This is a genomic window from Nocardia goodfellowii, from assembly GCF_017875645.1.
Classification (GTDB): Bacteria; Actinomycetota; Actinomycetes; order Mycobacteriales; family Mycobacteriaceae; genus Nocardia; species Nocardia goodfellowii.
Map to the genome: position 1 here is coordinate 61,081 of NZ_JAGGMR010000001.1, position 15,301 is coordinate 76,381.

Genomic DNA, 15,301 nt, shown 5'->3' on the forward strand with positions numbered 1-15,301 from the left:
GTTTCCCAGGACTGGACGGGGACACGAGGTCGGGACGGAGGCGAGACTCGGTCAATGTCCAAGGTTTCCGCTCCGCCAGAAACGGTTGTCCAGCCCGACGTCGCAGTGGGGATCGGGCAGCCGATCGGGGCCGGGGTGGTTACCGCGTTAGTGGGCTTCACCAGCTCGTTCGCGGTGGTGCTTGCCGGGTTGACGGCGGTCGGGGCCAGCTCGGCGCAGGCGGCGTCGGGGTTGCTCGCGCTCTGTGTGACGCAGGCGGCCGGGATGGTGCTGCTGAGTTATCGATATCGGATGCCGATCACATTGGCCTGGTCGACGCCGGGGGCGGCACTGCTCGCGAGTACCGGTGCGGTGGCGGGCGGTTGGGCCGCGGCCGTGGGGGCGTTCGCGCTGGCGGGGGTCCTGATCGTGGTCACCGGGTGGTGGCAGCGGCTCGGGGATCTGGTGGCCTCGATTCCGATGGAAATCGCGCAGGCGATGCTGGCCGGGGTGCTGTTGCCGATGTGCCTCGCGCCGGTGCAGTCGGTGCGGACCAGTCCGGCGGTGGTGGTGCCGGTGATCCTGGTCTGGCTGGTGTTGCAGCGCTACGCGAAACGGTGGGCGGTGCTGGCGGCGTTCGTCACCGCGGCGGTCGGCGCGGGGATCAGCATCGCGGCCGGCGATCGCGGGCTGGAGCTGGCGGCTCTGGTGCCGACGGTGGAATTCACTGTGCCACAGTGGAATTGGCAGGCGATGGTGGGCGTGGCGATTCCGTTGTACATCGTCACCATGGCGTCGCAGAACATTCCGGGGACCGCGGTGATGAAGTCGTTCGATTACCAGGTGCCGTGGCGGGCGGCCATGACGGTCACCGGAATCGGCACCGTGCTCGGCGCGCCGGCGGGTGGGCACGCCATCAACCTCGCCGCCATCAGCGCCGCCCTGTCCGCCGCGCCCGCGGCGCATCCCGATCCGAAACGGCGCTGGATCGCGGCCTGCACCGCAGGCGGCTGCTACCTGCTGCTCGCACTGGGTTCGGCGGCGCTGGTCGCCGTAGTCGCCGCCGCACCCAAGGGCACCTTGGAAACGGTGGCGGGCCTTGCGCTGCTGGCTACCCTGGCGACCGCGCTCGCCGGTGCGCTTCGCTCCGAGCAGCACCGCGAGGCGGGCATCGTCACCTTCCTGATCGCGGCCTCGGGCGTCGGATTCCTCAATATCGGCGCCGCGTTCTGGGCCCTGCTCGCGGGCCTGATCGTCCGTCAGGTGCTGAAACCTCGGTGACGGCAGCGGCTATCCCGCGAGTTCCACCGCGGCGGGCGAGGTCTTGCCACGGGCGAAGGTACCGAGAGCGGTGTGGTTGAACAGCAGGTTCAGCACGAAAGCTGTTCCCGCGCCGAGCGTCACCCCGCTGGTCAGCAGGATTTGGGCGGAGGAGGGGAACTTGGCGAACATGTCCCCCGCCATCTCCGGCAGCAAACCGACGCCGACCGCCGCGGCCACGATCGTGGCGTTGATGCGATCGGAAAGGTCCGCCCGCAGCAGCGTTTGGACGCCGACGACGGTGACAGTGGCGAACAGCACCAGGCCGACGCCGCCCACCACCGGCTTCGGCACCGCCGCGACGAGCGCGCCGATCCGCGGCACCACGCCCAGTACGATCAGGATCACACCGCTGACGGCGGTGACATAGCGGCTGAAGACGCGGGTGGCGGCGACCGAGCCGACATTCTGGTTGAAGATCGTGTCGATGAACGCGGTGAAGATGCCGCCGAGCACGCCGGACAAGCCGTCCCCGACCAGGCCGCGCGCCAAATCGCCCTTGGTGATGGGTTTTCCGGTGATCTCGCTGAGGGCGAGCATGCTGGCGGTGGATTCCGCGAACACCACGGCCATCACGATGCTCATCGCCACCACGGCGGTCACGGGGAATTCCGGCGATCCGAAATGGAACGGCTGCGGTAAACCCAGCCACGCGGTCCCGCCGATGCCGTCGGCGGTTACCAGCCCCATCGGGATGGCGATGACGATGCCGGCGACCAGCGCGATCAACACCCCGAGCTGCGACCAGACACCGCGACCGACACAGATGAATCCCACCGCGATCAGCACCACCACCGCCGCCAATCCGATATGCGAAGGCGAGGCGAAGGTCGGCGACTTCGGGTCGGTGCCGATGATGAGCCCACCGGCCACGCCGATCAGCGAGACACCGACCACGGTCAGCACGGTCCCGGTGACCAGCGGCGGAAAGAAGCGCACCACCTTCGCGAACGGATAGGCCAGCGCCACACCGACGACACCGCCGACCAGCATCGAGCCGTAGACCGCGTCCAGCCCGTACTCCGCGGCGATCAAGATCATCGGATTCAGTCCGACGAAGGTCGCCCCGCAGATGATCGGCAGCCGCGCGCCCGCGAGCATGCCCACCCCCACACTCTGGATGACGGTGATGATTCCGGCGACCAGCAGATCGGCGCTGATCAGCAGCGCGACGGTCGCCGAATCCAGTCCCGCGGCCGCGCCGAACACCAGCGGCACCGTGATGCAACCGGTGTACATGATCAAAACGTGCTGGATACCGAACGCCAGCTGCCGCCCGAACGGCAACCGGGTATCCACGGGATGTGCTGTCACTGCCATGTACAAGAGTTATCGGCCGCGCATTACGCGCAGCGCACGCTCTGTGTTTCCCGCACGTGACATCGCCGATGGAGTGCGGACAGGTCCCACACACTGGGTGGACTACCCGCACACCCTCGACGGGTGTGCGGGTAGTCCATCAGCTGCGGCTGAGCAGGGTGAGCGGATCTTCCAGCAGACTCGCGACAGTCGCGAGGAAGCGAGCGCCCAGTTCGCCGTCGACCATGCGGTGATCGAAGCTGAGCCCGAGGGTGGTGACCCACCGCACAGCCAGTTCGTCGCGGAATACCCAGGGTCGCTTGGCGATCGCGCCGAGGCAGAGAATGGCCGCCTCGCCCGGATTGACCAGCGGGACGCCGGCGTCCACGCCGAAGACGCCGACATTGCTGATGGTGAAGGTTCCGCCGCGCAGGTCGACGGGGGTGGCGTTGCCCGAGCGGGCGGTATCGGCGAGCCAGGCGAGTTCTTTCGCGAGGTCGCGCAGACTCGCCGAATCGGCGTCCTTGAGGTTGGGTACCAGCAGGCCGCGGTCGGTGGCGACGGCGATGCCCAGGTTCACGTAATGCTTGGTGATGATCTGCTGGTTCGCCTCGTCCCAGGCGGCGTTGATCGCGGGGAAGTCGGTGATCGCCACCAGGACGGCCTTGGCCACCAGCGTCAGCGGCGTCAGGGTAAGGCCGGTGAACGCCTTGGTGGTGCGCAGATGATCGAGCAATTCCATCGACGCGGTGCAGTCGATGGTGACGAACGTGCTGGCCTGCGGGATGGTGCGGGCACTGGCCACCATGGCGGCGGCGATGCGCTTGCGGACACCGCTGACCGGCGTGCGCTCCTCGCGATCCGGCGGGCGGATGAGGCCGCCGTGCTGTCGTCCGCCCGTACGCGCGTCGGCGGCCGTCGCGTCGCCGGACCCGTTGTGCCCGGGTGGTTTTCGCGGTTGCGTGACCGGGACGGCGCTGCGCACGTCCTCGACGGTGACCGCGCCGTCCGGACCGGATCCGGCGACGTACCACAGATCGATTCCGAGTTCCCTGGCCAGCTTGCGAGCGGCGGGCGTGGCGGCGGCACGTGCGCTCAGCGAGTTGGTGCGCCCGGAATCGCGTTCGGGGACAGCAGGTCCCGGCGCGGCCTGATCCGAGACTTCGGAATCGGCGGACCATTTCCCGTAAATCGGCTGCTCGTCCGCAGTCTGGGCATCGGGTGCCGAAACAGACTCGGACGCAGTGACTTCCACGGAATCTTCGGCCGGAGCGCGCTTGCGCCTGCGCGAAACCGCTTCCGCCTCGGGCCCGTATCCGACCAGTACCGAGGTGCGCCCACTCGCGCCGCCCTCGGCGGGAGCCTCCTGATCCCCGCGCACGCGAATGAGCGGGGCGCCGACCTCGACGGTGTCTCCCGGCTCGGCCAGCAGCTCGACGACCACGCCCGCGAACGGGGACGGCAGCGCCACCACCGCCTTGGCGGTCTCCACCTCGGCGATGGTCTGATTCAGCTGCACGGTGTCGCCGACCGCTACCGCCCAGGACTGCAATTCGGCGTCGGTGAGGCCCTCGCCGAGGTCCGGTAGCCGGAATTCCAGGACGTGGTCTTCGGGCACGGGTGACACCTCTCAGGCAGCGAGCGATCGATCGACCGCGGCGAGGATGCGGTCGGGGTCGGGCAGGTGGTGTTTTTCGAGCTTAGCCGGGGGGTAGGGGATATCGAACCCGCCGACACGCAGCACCGGGGCTTCCAGGTAATAGAAGCAGCGCTCGGTGATCCGGGCCGCGATCTCCGCGCCCAGACCGCCGAAGACCGGAGCCTCGTGCACCACGATGAGCCGGCCGGTCTTGGTGACGGACTGCTCGATGGTGTCGAAGTCGATCGGCGAAAGACTGCGCAGATCGATCACTTCCAGCGAATGCCCTTCCGCCGCGGCGATCTTCGCGGCGGTGAGCGCGGTGGCGACGGTGCCGCCGTAGGCGACGATGGTGGCGTCCCCGCCCACCGCGCAGACGCGCGCGCGGTCCAGCGGTAGTTCCGGCGCGGCGTGGAAATCGACGTCGGCCTTGTCCCAGTAGCGGCGCTTCGGCTCGAAGAAGATCACCGGGTCGTCGAGCGCGATCGCTTGGCGGACAAGGTGATACGCGTCGGCCGGATTGCTCGGGGCGACCACCCGCAGCCCGGCGGTATGCGCGAAATACGCTTCGGGTGATTCGGAATGATGTTCCACCGAACCGATGCCGCCGCCGAACGGAATCCGAATGGTCAAGGGGGCCTTGACCTTTCCCTGCGTCCGGTAGTGGATCTTGGCGACCTGGGAGACGATCTGATCGAACGCCGGGTAGACGAACCCGTCGAACTGGATTTCACACACCGGCCGATACCCGCGCAGCGCCATCCCGAACGCGGTGCCGATGATGCCGGATTCGGCCAGCGGCGTATCCACCACCCGGTTGTTGCCGAAATCCTTCTGCAGCGTGTCGGTCACCCGGAAGACCCCGCCGAGGCGGCCGATGTCCTCACCCATGAGCAGGACCTTGGGGTCGTCCTCCAGGGCTTTGCGCAGACCGGCGTTGAGCGCGGCGGCAAAGGTGGTGATCATGCGCGAACTCCTTCTTGCGCGGGCATTTCACCGGGGTCGCCGGTGAGATACTCGAGGTACTCCCGCCGCTGCTGGGTGATGAGCGGATGCGGGGTGGAATAAACGTGGTCGAACAGCTCCGCCGGCTCGGGATCGGGCATTTCGATGGTGGCGCTGCGAAGCTGGTGCGCGACACGGTCGGCCTCGGCGGCGACTTCGCGCTCGAAATCTTTGTCGTACAGGTCTTCTCGCTCGAGTAGGCGGCGCAGTCGGTCGATCGGGTCGCGCCGCTTCCACTCTTCGGTCTCGGCGGCCGCGCGGTAGCGGCTCGGATCGTCGGCGGTGGTGTGCGGGCCCATCCGATAGGTCATCGCCTCGATGAACGACGGGCCGCCGCCGGAACGCGCCCGCTGGATCGCCTGCCGGGTCACCGCCAGCACCGCGAGCACATCATTGCCGTCGACCTGGGTGCCGGGAATGCCGTAACCGTAGGCGCGGCGCACGATCGGGGTCGCGCTCTGCACCCGGACCGGAGCGCTGATCGCCCAGCCGTTGTTCTGGCAGAAGAACACCACCGGCGCGCTCCAGCTGGACGCGAACCCCAGCGCCTCGGCGATATCACCCTGGCTGGTGGCGCCGTCGCCGAAGTAGGCGATGGTCGCGATCTCGGCGCCGTCGAGGTGGGCGGCGTAGGCGTATCCGGTGGCGTGCAGGCCCTGCGCGCCGACGACGATGTTCGGATTGGTCATCCGCGCGACGTCCGGGTCCCAGCAGTAGTGGGCGACGCCGCGCCACAACCGGGTGAGCTCGCGCGGCTGGACGCCACGGCAGTAGGCGACGGCGGCTTCGCGATAGCTGCAGAACACGTAGTCGTCGGGGCGCAGCGCGCGGGCGGAGCCGACCTGGGCGGCCTCCTGGCCGAACAGCGGGGGCCATAAACCTAGTTGACCCTGTCGTTGCAGCGCGGTTGCCTCGGTATCGATCCGGCGGGTGACCACCAGGTCCTGATACAGCGCGCGCAGCTGCTCCGGGCCGACGTCGGCGACCAGGGCGGCATGCTCCCGGTCGAAGACGCGGCGACCGTCGGGCTGAATCAACTGGACCGGGTATGCGAGCTTTTCTGGCATAGAGATCGCCTCCTACCAACTGGCCTCGAGCGCGGTGTGCTCTTTCTCACAGCATGCCTTACCGGGCGAACTGCGCAAGCGGTCTGTTTTGCCCTGCGCAGAATGCTCAAAAGTTCGACGCGGGCGAATGTCATACTGCGCATATGTCCACCAGAGAACCCGCCGACCCGACCTTGGACGCCACCGACGCGCGGCTCTTGCTCGAACTGGTCGCCAACCCGCGCGCGACCGGGGTGGAGCTCGCGACCCGGCTAGGGCTGTCCCGCAATACCGTCCAGGCGCGACTGGCGCGCTGGGAGGCCAGCGGTGTGCTCGGCAGCTTCGAACGACGGGTTCGCCCGCGCGCACTCGGCTACCCGCTGTCGGCCTTCGTCGCGGTGGTCGTCGATCAGCATCAGCTGGACGCGGTGGTGGAGGCGCTGGCCGAGGTCCCGGAAGTGACCGAAGTGTGCGGCATGACCGGCCTGACCGATCTCACCGTGCGGGTGGTCGCCCGCGACGCCGACGATCTCTACCGGATCGCCGGGCAGATCCTCAAGATTCCCGGTGTGGAACGCACCAATATGGCGCTGGTGATGCGGGAGCTGGTGGGTCCGCGGACCGCACCGCTGCTCGACCGGCTGGCCGACGGCGGGAACCGCGAGAACCTTTGAGCACGCGGCGTTAGGGTGCGCAGGTGGAGATTTCGGGCAAGATCGCAATAGTTACGGGTGCCGGCGCGGGAATCGGGGCGGCACTGGCGCACCGGCTCGCCGACGGCGGGGCGCGGGTGGTCGTCGCCGATCTGGACGCCGCCGGTGCGGCACGGGTCGCCGAATCGATCGGAGCCAACGCCATCGCCGTCGGTGGTGATGTGACCGACGAGAAGGTGATTCAAGGTTTGATCGATCGTGCCGAATCCGAATTCGGCCCGGTCGACCTGTATTTCGCGAACGCGGGCATCGGCGGCGGGGCCGGATTGGACAGCACCGACGAACAATGGTCGGCCGCACTGGAAGTCAACGTGCTCGCCCATGTCCGCGCCGCTCGGCTGCTCACTCCCGGCTGGCTGGAGCGCGGCAGCGGCTACTTCGTCTCGACCGCGTCCGCCGCGGGCCTGCTGACCCAAATCGGTTCCGCCCCATACTCGGTCACCAAACACGCGGCGGTCGGCTTCGCGGAATGGCTCTCGGTCACCTACGGAGACAAGGGTATTCGCGTCAGCTGCGTCTGCCCGATGGGCGTGGACACCCGGCTGCTGCACGGCGATCTAATCCCCGACAATCCCGAAGCCGCGGCACTGGCCGTCAAAGCCGTGAAAACCGCTGGGGCCGTGCTCACTCCGGAACAGGTCGCGGACGTCGTGATCGCCGGTGTGGCGGCGGAGACCTTCCTCATCCTTCCGCACCCGGAAGTCCTGAAGATGTACCGCCACAAGGGTTCCGACTACGACCGCTGGCTCGATGGCATGCGCCGCTTCCAGACGATGCTGCGGAGCTAGCCCTCGTCCTCGACGACCAGGGTGGCCGCGGCCGTGCGGATGATCTCGGGGATCTCGATCGGCTTGCGGGTCTCGGAGTCCACGTAGACGTGCACGAAGCTGCCGGTGGCGGCGAGCTCCAGGGTGTCGTCCGCGTCGCGGAAGATGGCCAGGTCATAGGTGATGCTGGAGCGGCCGAGCCGGGAGATACGCAGGCCGACCCGCAGCTGATCCGGGAAACTGATGGAGCCCAGGTACTGGCAGGAGGTCTGGGCGACCACCCCGAGGGCGGGCAGGTCGCGAATATCGGTGCCGGTGGCGTGCATCAGCCACGCGTTGACCGCGGTGTCGAAGTACGAGTAGTACGTCACGTTGTTGACGTGGCCGTAGTGGTCGTTGTCGGCCCACCGCGTCGGCATCGGCCACAGGACCGGATACTGCTTGTTCACCCGGCCGACGATAGCTGAGCGGTCGTCGTGCCCAACCGGTGGTCGCGCGGACTCACCCCGAAGTGCCGTTTGAACGCCGCGCTGAGGGCGAACGCACTGCCGTAACCCACTTTGCCCGCGATGGATTCGATGGTCGCGTCGGTTTCCTGGAGCAGGTCGGCGGCCAGCGCCAGCCGCCATTCGGTGAGGAACGACATCGGCGGCTCGCCGACCAGGTCGGTGAAGCGGCGGGCCAGCGCGGCGCGGGACACCCCGACCGCCTCGGCCAGGCCGGCGACGGTCCAGCCGTGCGCCGGATTGTGTTGCAGCAGTCGCAGCGCCTTGCCCACCAGCGGATCGCCGTAGGCGTGGTACCAGGCGGGCGCGTCGTTGCGGGCGAACCAGGCGCGCAACGCGGCGATCAGAACCAAGTCCAACAGGCGGTCCAGCACCGCGCTCTGGGCGGGTTCGTCCTTGGTGGCTTCGTCGGCGAGCAGTGCCACCAGGCGGGGGTCGCAGTCACCGTGCGGCAGCACGATGATCGGCGGCAGGGCGCGCAGCAACCGCTGACTGGCCGCGCCCGCGGACTCATAGGTGCCGGTGACCAGCACGGTAGCGCCGTCCGGGTCGGTCCCCCACTGCCGGGTACCGAGACTCAATGTCTCGCAGAGGATTTCACCGTCCGGCGTTTTGGTGACCTGGCCGGGGTGAATGATGATCTGCGGTTCGGTGCCCGGATCGTCGGCGACCGTATACGGTTGCGGCCCACGGAAAATCGCGACGTCACCGGCGGTGAGCTGACGCGGACTCGGTGCGGCGCCGGTCTTGTCCGGCACGATCCAGGCGGTACCGCGGATCATCGACACCACCGTGAGCGGAGCCTCGTCTTGAATGCGCAGCGACCACGGCGGGTCCAGCAGCGAGCACATGACGAACGCACCCCGGGCGCGTGGCCCTTCGAGCAGGCTGGCTAACGCATCCACACCGTCCACCTTAGACGCACGCGCATGATCATGAGCGGTTGAACTATGTAGAGTCTCGGCCCGCGCCGATGTACTGAGGACATGACATTCCCCGACGCAAACCAGCCCCGCATCCTCGTCACCGGCGGCACCGGCAAGACCGGCAGCCGAGTGGCGGCTCGCCTCCAGCAGTCCGGCCACCAGGTCCGAATCGGTTCCCGCACAGCGGAAATCCCCTTCGACTGGACCGACCGGAACACCTGGTCCGCGGCTCTGACCGGTATCGACGCGGTCTACCTCGCCTTCCAGCCCGACCTCGCGGTGCCGGGCGCACCCGATGTCATCCAGGCGTTCACCGCCGCGGCCGAGCACAGCGGCGTGCGCAAACTGGTCCTGCTGTCCGGCCGTGGCGAGCCCGAGGCCGTGGAATGCGAGGAAATCGTGCGGAATTCCGGCCTCGACTGGACCATCGTCCGGTGCAGCTTCTTCGCGCAGAACTTCAGCGAGGGCGCGTTCACCGATTACATCCTGGCCGGTCACGTCGCCCTGCCCAACGGCGACGTCCCGGAACCGTTCGTACACGCCGACGACATCGCCGACGTAGCGGTCGCCGCCCTCACCGCGGCGGGCCACAGCCGCGAGCTCTACGAACTCACCGGGCCCCGCGCCCTGTCCTTCGCCGAGGCCACCGCCGAGATCGCCGCGGCGACCGGTCGCGACATCGGCTACACCTTGATCAGCCGCACGGAATTCGTCGCGGGCCTGACCGAATACCAGGTCCCCGCCGACGCGGTGAGTCTGCTGGACTACCTGTTCGGCACCATCCTGGACGGCCGCAACTCCGCCACCGCCGACGGTGTGCAGCGCGCACTCGGGCGCGCCCCCAAGGACTTCGGTGCCTACGTGACCGAAGCCGCCGCTACCGGTGTGTGGTCCGTCGAGGAGGCGGCCGCGCACTGACCGAACCCGGGATACTGCACCGGATTCCGGAATACCCGGCACCCGCCGCTGGGTTGGAATCGGTAGACAGTGTTCGTCCCGCGGACGCGGCTCTCGACGATGCGACCGCGCACCCGGATCACCAGGTCAACGCAGCCCTGGCCCCGGTTCCACGGGATGCGAGCCGGCGATTTCGCGGCGCGGGCGGATCGCCGGCCGGGCGCCGGCTTGCACCGATCGGTACCGTCGAGTGATGCTGGATTCGATGGTCGAGCGTCCCATGCGGCGGGCCCGGGTGGCAGTGTTCACGGTGTTCGCGCTCAATGGATTCCTGCTGGCGCTGTGGGTGGTGCACATTCCCGTCATCACCGACCGGACCGGCGTCGCCAAATCCACGCTGGGCACGTTCATCCTGATGCTCGCGGGAGCGGGGATCATCGGGATGCGGATCGCGGGCCCGCTGGCCGATCGGTTCGGCAGCCGCACCCTGGTCGGTGCGGCGGCCGCGATCACCGCCGTGACCGTCATCGGCCCCGGGCTGGCCACCGGCCCGGTGCCCCTCGCCCTCGCGCTGGCCTGTTTCGGTTTCGGCAACGGCGCACTCGACGTCTCGATGAACACCCAGGCCGTACACGTCGAACGGGCTTACGGCCGGCCGATCATGTCCGCCTTTCACGCCCTGTTCTCCGGGGGCGGATTCCTCGGCTCGGTGCTCGGCGCGGCCGCCCAGCGGGCCGGGTGGGACGTGCGTCTGACGCTCGGGCTGGCCGCGGTCACCTGTCTGGCACTCACCGTCGCCCTGGTGCCGCTACTGCTGCGCGACACCGTGGCCACCGTCGATGCCGTCGATGTCGTTGCTGTCACCGATGCCACCGGCTCGCAGGACGCGGCGACCGGGTGGAGCCGGGTGCCGGAACGCACCCGGAAGGTGATGGCGCTGGCGCTGATCGCGTTCGTACTGCTGCTCTGTGAAGGAGCCGCCGCGGACTGGAGCGCCTTGCAGGTCCGCGAACACCTGGACGCCGACGAGTCCACCGCCGCACTGGCTTTCGCGGCCTTCTCCTTCACGATGACCGCGGGGCGGTTCGCCACCGACCGCATCGCGGGCACGTTCGGCCGGGTGGCGGTGGTCCGCTACGGCAGTTTGATCTGCGCGGCCGGACTCGGCCTGGTCATCACGTCGCCGTGGGTCCCGCTGACGCTGGGCGGCTGGGCGCTGTGCGGTGTCGGGCTCTCCGGCGGTATCCCCCAGATCTTCACCGCCGCGGGCAATCTCGGTTCCAGTACCGCGGCCACCGATATGTCCCGCGTGTTCAGTCTCGGCTATCTGGGCCTGCTGGCCGGTCCCGCCGTCATCGGCTGGCTCACCGCGCTGGTCCCGCTCACCACCGCCCTCGCCGCCCCCCTGGTGCTCCTGCTGCTGTGCAGCTGGCAGGCCGGAGTGGTGGCCCCGCCGCAATCCGAGCGCACCGCGGCTACCGCGGAGCGGCCAAACAGAGGGTGAGCGGCTCCGGCTCGGGGTAGACGTAGGTGTTCTCGTCGGATCCCACGGGCCCGCAGGCCGAGCTGGCGGCGACGCCCCGGACGATCTTGTCGACCTTGAAGTCGGCCGACACGGTGCATTCCACCTTCGTGCTCGCCCGCGCCGGTCCGCCGGAGAAACAGTCGCCCTCCTGCGCGTTCAGCCGCAGGCAGAGGGTGTACTCGTTGCCGCCGTCCTGGTAATAGCTGCTGTAATCCTTTGTCGCACAGCCGGAATTCGCGCCCGAGTGCTTTTCCGCCACGACATAGTTGGCCTCGGGGTGGTCGCAGTCGGCGATCTCGAATCGCGCGGCCGAACTGGTCCCCGACAACGTGCCGCACTGCCCGATCTCCGCCGTCGTACCGGTACCGCGCAGCACCCAGACCACACCGGCGATGAGGAAGAGCACCACCCCCGGCGCCAGCACTTTGAGCCAGCTCATGATCTTCGCCCGCCGATCGTCCGGCGGTGGCGGCGGAAAAGCCGGTGGTGCGGTCGGATAACCCTGGTAGAGGCCGTGATTCACCGGTCCGGGCCGGCCTTGATACGGAAAATTCGGCGTGCTCATACGTCTCTCGGGCAACTCTCCTGACACACGAGAGCGGCCCCCCGTTCGAAAAACGAAGGGCCGCCCCGTAAACGAACTACAGCGCTTTCAGTTCCTCGGTGACCGCACCGACAGACTTCTTCGCGTCACCGAACAGCATGGAGGTGGTGTCGGCGTAGAACAACGGATTGTCGATACCCGCGAACCCGGAGTTCATCGAACGCTTCAGCACGATGACGCTCTTCGCCTGATCCACATTCAGCACGGGCATGCCGTAGATCGGGCTGGAGGCGTCCTCGCGCGCGGCCGGGTTGGTGACGTCGTTGGCGCCGATCACCAGCGCGACATCGGTCCGGCCGAATTCGCCGTTGATGTCGTCCATTTCCTTCATGGCGTCATAGGACACCTCGGCCTCGGCCAGCAGCACGTTCATATGTCCGGGCATCCGGCCCGCGACCGGGTGAATGGCGTACTTGACCTCGACACCCTTGGCTTCGAGCAGCGCCGCCATCTCCTTGACCGCGTGCTGCGCCTGCGCGACGGCCATGCCGTAACCGGGCACCACGATGACCTGGTTGGCGTAGGCCATCTGGATCGCGGCGTCGGCGGCCGAGGTGGCCTTCGCCTGCTTGGCCTCGCCGCCGGAAGCGCCGGGAGCAGCTCCGCCACCGCCGAACCCGCCGGCCACGATGGCCGGGATGGACCGGTTCATCGCCTTGGCCATCAGGTTGGTCAGGATGGTGCCGGACGCGCCGACGATCATGCCGGCCACGATCATGGCGGTGTTGTTCAGCGCCAGACCCGCCGCGGCGGCCGACAAACCGGTCAGCGCGTTCAGCAGCGAGATGACCACGGGCATGTCCGCGCCGCCGATCGGCAGTACCACCATCAGGCCCAGCACACCGGCCGCTACCAGCAGCAGCACCATCCACCACCAGGGTGCGCCACCGTCGGCGGCACCGATCCCGATGACCACCGCGGCACCGACCGCGGCGACGAGCAGCAGCAGGTTCAGCGGCTGCTGTAACTTGCCGACGCCGAGCGGGCGGCCGGGCAGGATCTCCTGCAGCTTGCCGAACGCGATCAGCGAGCCCCAGAACGAGATCGAACCGATGATCGCGGCGAACAGCGAACCGACGATGATGTGCACGGTCGGCTCTTCCCCGTGCTTGAACGCGGAAAAGCCGGTGGTGTCGAGGAATTCGGCCCACGCGATCAGCGCGACGGTGCCACCGCCGACACCGTTGAACGCGGCCACCAGCTGCGGCATGGCGGTCATCTTGGTGCGCTGCGCCGGCGGCACGCCGAGCGCGACACCGACCACCAGGCCCGCGATGATCAGGATCCAATTGCCGGTGTCGCGCACCGAGATCAGCGTGGCGACCACCGCGAGGAACATGCCCGCCGCGGCGATCCAGTTGCCGCGCACCGCCGTCTTCGGCCCGGTCAGGCCCATCAGGCCGTAGATGAACAGGGCGAAGGAAATGATGTAGAGAACGTTGACGAGATAATCCATGGCTACTTCTCCGCCTTCTCGACCGCGGCGGCCTTCTTGCCCTTGAACATTCCGAGCATGCGGTCGGTCACCACGAAACCACCGATGACGTTCAGGGTTCCGAAGACCAGCGCCACGAACAGAATGATCTGGATGCCGAGGGAGGGGTCCTCCATCTTGCCCAGGGTGACCAGCGCGCCGAGCACGACGATGCCGTGGATGGCGTTGGTGCCCGACATCAACGGGGTGTGCAAGGTGTTGGGCACCTTGGAGATGACAGCGAAGCCCACGAACCCGGACAGCACCAGGATCGCGATATTGGCCAGAAGTCCGGTGTACATCAGGCGTCCACCTCACGAGTAACGCAGGAATCCGCGAGCACCTGGTCACCGAAGTCGGGGGCGAGCTTGCCGTCCACCAACATCAGTTCCAGCAGTGCCGCGATGTTTTTCGAGTACAGCTCGCTGGCATGCTCGGGCATGGTCGCGGGCAGGTTCAGCGGCGAGCAGATGGTGACCTCGTGCTTGACCACGGTCTGACCGGGTTCGGTCAGTTCGCAGTTGCCGCCGGTCTCACCGGCCAGGTCGACGATCACGCTGCCGGGCTTCATGCCCTCCACCGCAGCGGCGGTGACCAGGCGCGGAGCCGGACGACCCGGGACCAACGCGGTGGTGATCACCACGTCGAAGCCCTTGATCGCGTCCTCCAAAGCCTGCTGCTGCTTGGCCTTTTCCTCGTCGGTGAGCTCGCGGGCGTAGCCGCCCTCACCGGCGGCGTCGATGCCGAGATCGAGCCACTGCGCGCCGACCGAACGCACCTGATCGGCGACCTCGGGCCGCACGTCGTAGCCGGTGGTGCGGCCGCCGAGTCGCTTGGCCGTGGCCAGCGCCTGCAGACCGGCGACGCCGACGCCGAGCACCAGCACGGTCGCGGGCTTCACGGTGCCGGCGGCGGTGGTGAGCATCGGGAAGAAGCGGGTCGATTCCGAGGCCGCGAGCAGCACGGCCTTGTAGCCGGCGACATTGGCCTGCGACGACAGCGCGTCCAGCACCTGAGCGCGCGAGATGCGCGGGATCGCCTCGACCGCGAAGGCTTGCACGCCCGCGGCTTTCAGCGCGCCGATCTGATTCTCGGCGTTGCGCGGCGCGAGGAAACCGATGAGCGTCTGCCCGTCGGACAGCTTCGCCACCTCGGCGTCGGAGGGCGGGGCGACCTTGACGACCACCTCGGCCGACCAGGGATCGCCGATGCTCGCACCGGCCGCGACGTAGGCGTCGTCGGGGATGAGTGCGCCGAGCCCGGCGCCCGCCTCCACCACGACCTCGACGCCCTGCTTGGTCAGGGACGGAATGATTTTGGGCACCAATGCGACACGCCGTTCGCCCGCGGTGGTTTCGCGAACGACTCCGACACGCGCTCCGCGCGGCGACGAGTCGTCGCCTACGTTTTGCGTTGTCTCCACTTTTGTCAGACTTCCTTACTCGAACTGGCTCAGCGTTACCCACGACGCGCTGCTGGTAGGCAACGGCGCCGCCGAACGAGGGCTGGACGATGCTACTTGTGAGTAAGTTCGCCCAAATCCTCGCAACTGTACCCGGGTTGCAGTGAGGGTAGTTGAGATGCCCGTCACAGGCCGTGTC

General features: G+C 68.0%; 15 protein-coding genes. 5 read left to right on the forward strand and 10 right to left on the reverse strand.

Annotated features, from left to right (window positions below; translation table 11 throughout):
* Positions 1 to 54: 54 nt before the first annotated feature.
* Positions 55 to 1,260: a benzoate/H(+) symporter BenE family transporter gene (locus BJ987_RS00280; RefSeq protein ID WP_209883547.1), complete on the forward strand. Its 1,206-nt coding sequence runs from the start codon at positions 55 to 57 to the stop codon at positions 1,258 to 1,260.
* Positions 1,261 to 1,269: 9 nt separating this feature from the next.
* Here BJ987_RS00280 and BJ987_RS00285 read toward each other — a convergent pair whose 3' ends face one another.
* From BJ987_RS00285 to pdhA, 4 genes are all read right to left on the reverse strand, one after another.
* On the reverse strand, positions 1,270 to 2,613 hold the full coding sequence (locus BJ987_RS00285; protein ID WP_209897652.1) for a uracil-xanthine permease family protein: 1,344 nt from the start codon (positions 2,611 to 2,613) through the stop codon (positions 1,270 to 1,272).
* A gap of 145 nt (positions 2,614 to 2,758) precedes the next feature.
* Positions 2,759 to 4,216, reverse strand: a complete 1,458-nt coding sequence (locus BJ987_RS00290) for a dihydrolipoamide acetyltransferase family protein (RefSeq protein WP_209883549.1) — start codon at positions 4,214 to 4,216, stop codon at positions 2,759 to 2,761.
* A gap of 12 nt (positions 4,217 to 4,228) precedes the next feature.
* A complete protein-coding gene (locus tag BJ987_RS00295; RefSeq protein WP_209883551.1) occupies positions 4,229 to 5,203 on the reverse strand; it encodes an alpha-ketoacid dehydrogenase subunit beta in 975 nt (324 codons plus the stop codon).
* A complete protein-coding gene (gene pdhA / locus BJ987_RS00300) occupies positions 5,200 to 6,309 on the reverse strand; it encodes a pyruvate dehydrogenase (acetyl-transferring) E1 component subunit alpha (RefSeq protein ID WP_209883552.1) in 1,110 nt (369 codons plus the stop codon). Before pdhA ends, BJ987_RS00295 begins: the two co-directional genes overlap by 4 nt.
* Before the next feature lie 143 nt (positions 6,310 to 6,452).
* On the opposite strand from pdhA, the gene BJ987_RS00305 reads away from it, so the two are divergent.
* Both BJ987_RS00305 and BJ987_RS00310 read left to right on the forward strand, forming a co-directional pair.
* Positions 6,453 to 6,962, forward strand: coding sequence for an Lrp/AsnC family transcriptional regulator (locus tag BJ987_RS00305; protein WP_209883554.1), 510 nt, complete (start codon positions 6,453 to 6,455; stop codon positions 6,960 to 6,962).
* 23 nt (positions 6,963 to 6,985) lie between these two features.
* The gene (locus BJ987_RS00310) at positions 6,986 to 7,789 is read left to right on the forward strand and encodes an SDR family oxidoreductase (RefSeq protein ID WP_209883556.1); all 804 of its coding nucleotides are present in this window, start codon (positions 6,986 to 6,988) and stop codon (positions 7,787 to 7,789) included.
* On the opposite strand, the gene BJ987_RS00315 is transcribed toward BJ987_RS00310, so the two are convergent.
* Positions 7,786 to 8,187 (reverse strand): acyl-CoA thioesterase, encoded by a 402-nt coding sequence (locus BJ987_RS00315; protein ID WP_209897654.1) that lies wholly within the window; start codon positions 8,185 to 8,187, stop codon positions 7,786 to 7,788. The two genes, BJ987_RS00310 and BJ987_RS00315, sit on opposite strands and share 4 nt — an antisense overlap.
* 26 nt (positions 8,188 to 8,213) lie before the next feature.
* A complete protein-coding gene (locus BJ987_RS00320) occupies positions 8,214 to 9,179 on the reverse strand; it encodes an AraC family transcriptional regulator (RefSeq protein ID WP_209883558.1) in 966 nt (321 codons plus the stop codon).
* 81 nt (positions 9,180 to 9,260) lie between these two features.
* Here BJ987_RS00320 and BJ987_RS00325 point away from each other — a divergent pair, with 81 nt between their 5' ends.
* Both BJ987_RS00325 and BJ987_RS00330 read left to right on the forward strand, forming a co-directional pair.
* Positions 9,261 to 10,118: an SDR family oxidoreductase gene (locus BJ987_RS00325; RefSeq protein WP_209883560.1), complete on the forward strand. Its 858-nt coding sequence runs from the start codon at positions 9,261 to 9,263 to the stop codon at positions 10,116 to 10,118.
* 232 nt (positions 10,119 to 10,350) lie between these two features.
* Entirely contained in the window at positions 10,351 to 11,601 is a 1,251-nt protein-coding gene (locus BJ987_RS00330) for an MFS transporter (protein ID WP_209883562.1), read from the forward strand.
* Here BJ987_RS00330 and BJ987_RS00335 read toward each other — a convergent pair.
* The 4 genes from BJ987_RS00335 to BJ987_RS00350 form a co-directional block, all read right to left on the reverse strand.
* Positions 11,573 to 12,187, reverse strand: a complete 615-nt coding sequence (locus tag BJ987_RS00335) for an LppU/SCO3897 family protein (protein WP_209883564.1) — start codon at positions 12,185 to 12,187, stop codon at positions 11,573 to 11,575. The genes BJ987_RS00330 and BJ987_RS00335 overlap by 29 nt on opposite strands.
* 76 nt (positions 12,188 to 12,263) lie before the next feature.
* Positions 12,264 to 13,682, reverse strand: coding sequence for an NAD(P)(+) transhydrogenase (Re/Si-specific) subunit beta (locus tag BJ987_RS00340; RefSeq protein WP_209883566.1), 1,419 nt, complete (start codon positions 13,680 to 13,682; stop codon positions 12,264 to 12,266).
* 2 nt (positions 13,683 to 13,684) lie between these two features.
* Positions 13,685 to 14,002, reverse strand: coding sequence for an NAD(P) transhydrogenase subunit alpha part 2 (locus BJ987_RS00345; protein ID WP_209883567.1), 318 nt, complete (start codon positions 14,000 to 14,002; stop codon positions 13,685 to 13,687).
* Complete coding sequence (locus BJ987_RS00350) at positions 14,002 to 15,123, reverse strand: Re/Si-specific NAD(P)(+) transhydrogenase subunit alpha (RefSeq protein ID WP_209883569.1); 1,122 nt, start codon at positions 15,121 to 15,123, stop codon at positions 14,002 to 14,004. The genes BJ987_RS00345 and BJ987_RS00350 overlap by 1 nt, the downstream gene beginning before the upstream one ends.
* Positions 15,124 to 15,301: the final 178 nt, after the last annotated feature.

Coding starts and splice junctions, on each gene's coding strand:
- BJ987_RS00330 (WP_209883562.1), top strand. CDS start 10,351: ATGCTGGATTCGATGGTCGAGCGTCCCATGCGGCGGGCCCGGGTGGCA.
- BJ987_RS00315 (WP_209897654.1), bottom strand. CDS start 8,187: ATGCCGACGCGGTGGGCCGACAACGACCACTACGGCCACGTCAACAAC.
- BJ987_RS00295 (WP_209883551.1), bottom strand. CDS start 5,203: ATGATCACCACCTTTGCCGCCGCGCTCAACGCCGGTCTGCGCAAAGCC.
- pdhA (WP_209883552.1), bottom strand. CDS start 6,309: ATGCCAGAAAAGCTCGCATACCCGGTCCAGTTGATTCAGCCCGACGGT.
- BJ987_RS00325 (WP_209883560.1), top strand. CDS start 9,261: ATGACATTCCCCGACGCAAACCAGCCCCGCATCCTCGTCACCGGCGGC.
- BJ987_RS00335 (WP_209883564.1), bottom strand. CDS start 12,187: ATGAGCACGCCGAATTTTCCGTATCAAGGCCGGCCCGGACCGGTGAAT.
- BJ987_RS00305 (WP_209883554.1), top strand. CDS start 6,453: ATGTCCACCAGAGAACCCGCCGACCCGACCTTGGACGCCACCGACGCG.
- BJ987_RS00345 (WP_209883567.1), bottom strand. CDS start 14,002: ATGTACACCGGACTTCTGGCCAATATCGCGATCCTGGTGCTGTCCGGG.
- BJ987_RS00340 (WP_209883566.1), bottom strand. CDS start 13,682: ATGGATTATCTCGTCAACGTTCTCTACATCATTTCCTTCGCCCTGTTC.
- BJ987_RS00280 (WP_209883547.1), top strand. CDS start 55: ATGTCCAAGGTTTCCGCTCCGCCAGAAACGGTTGTCCAGCCCGACGTC.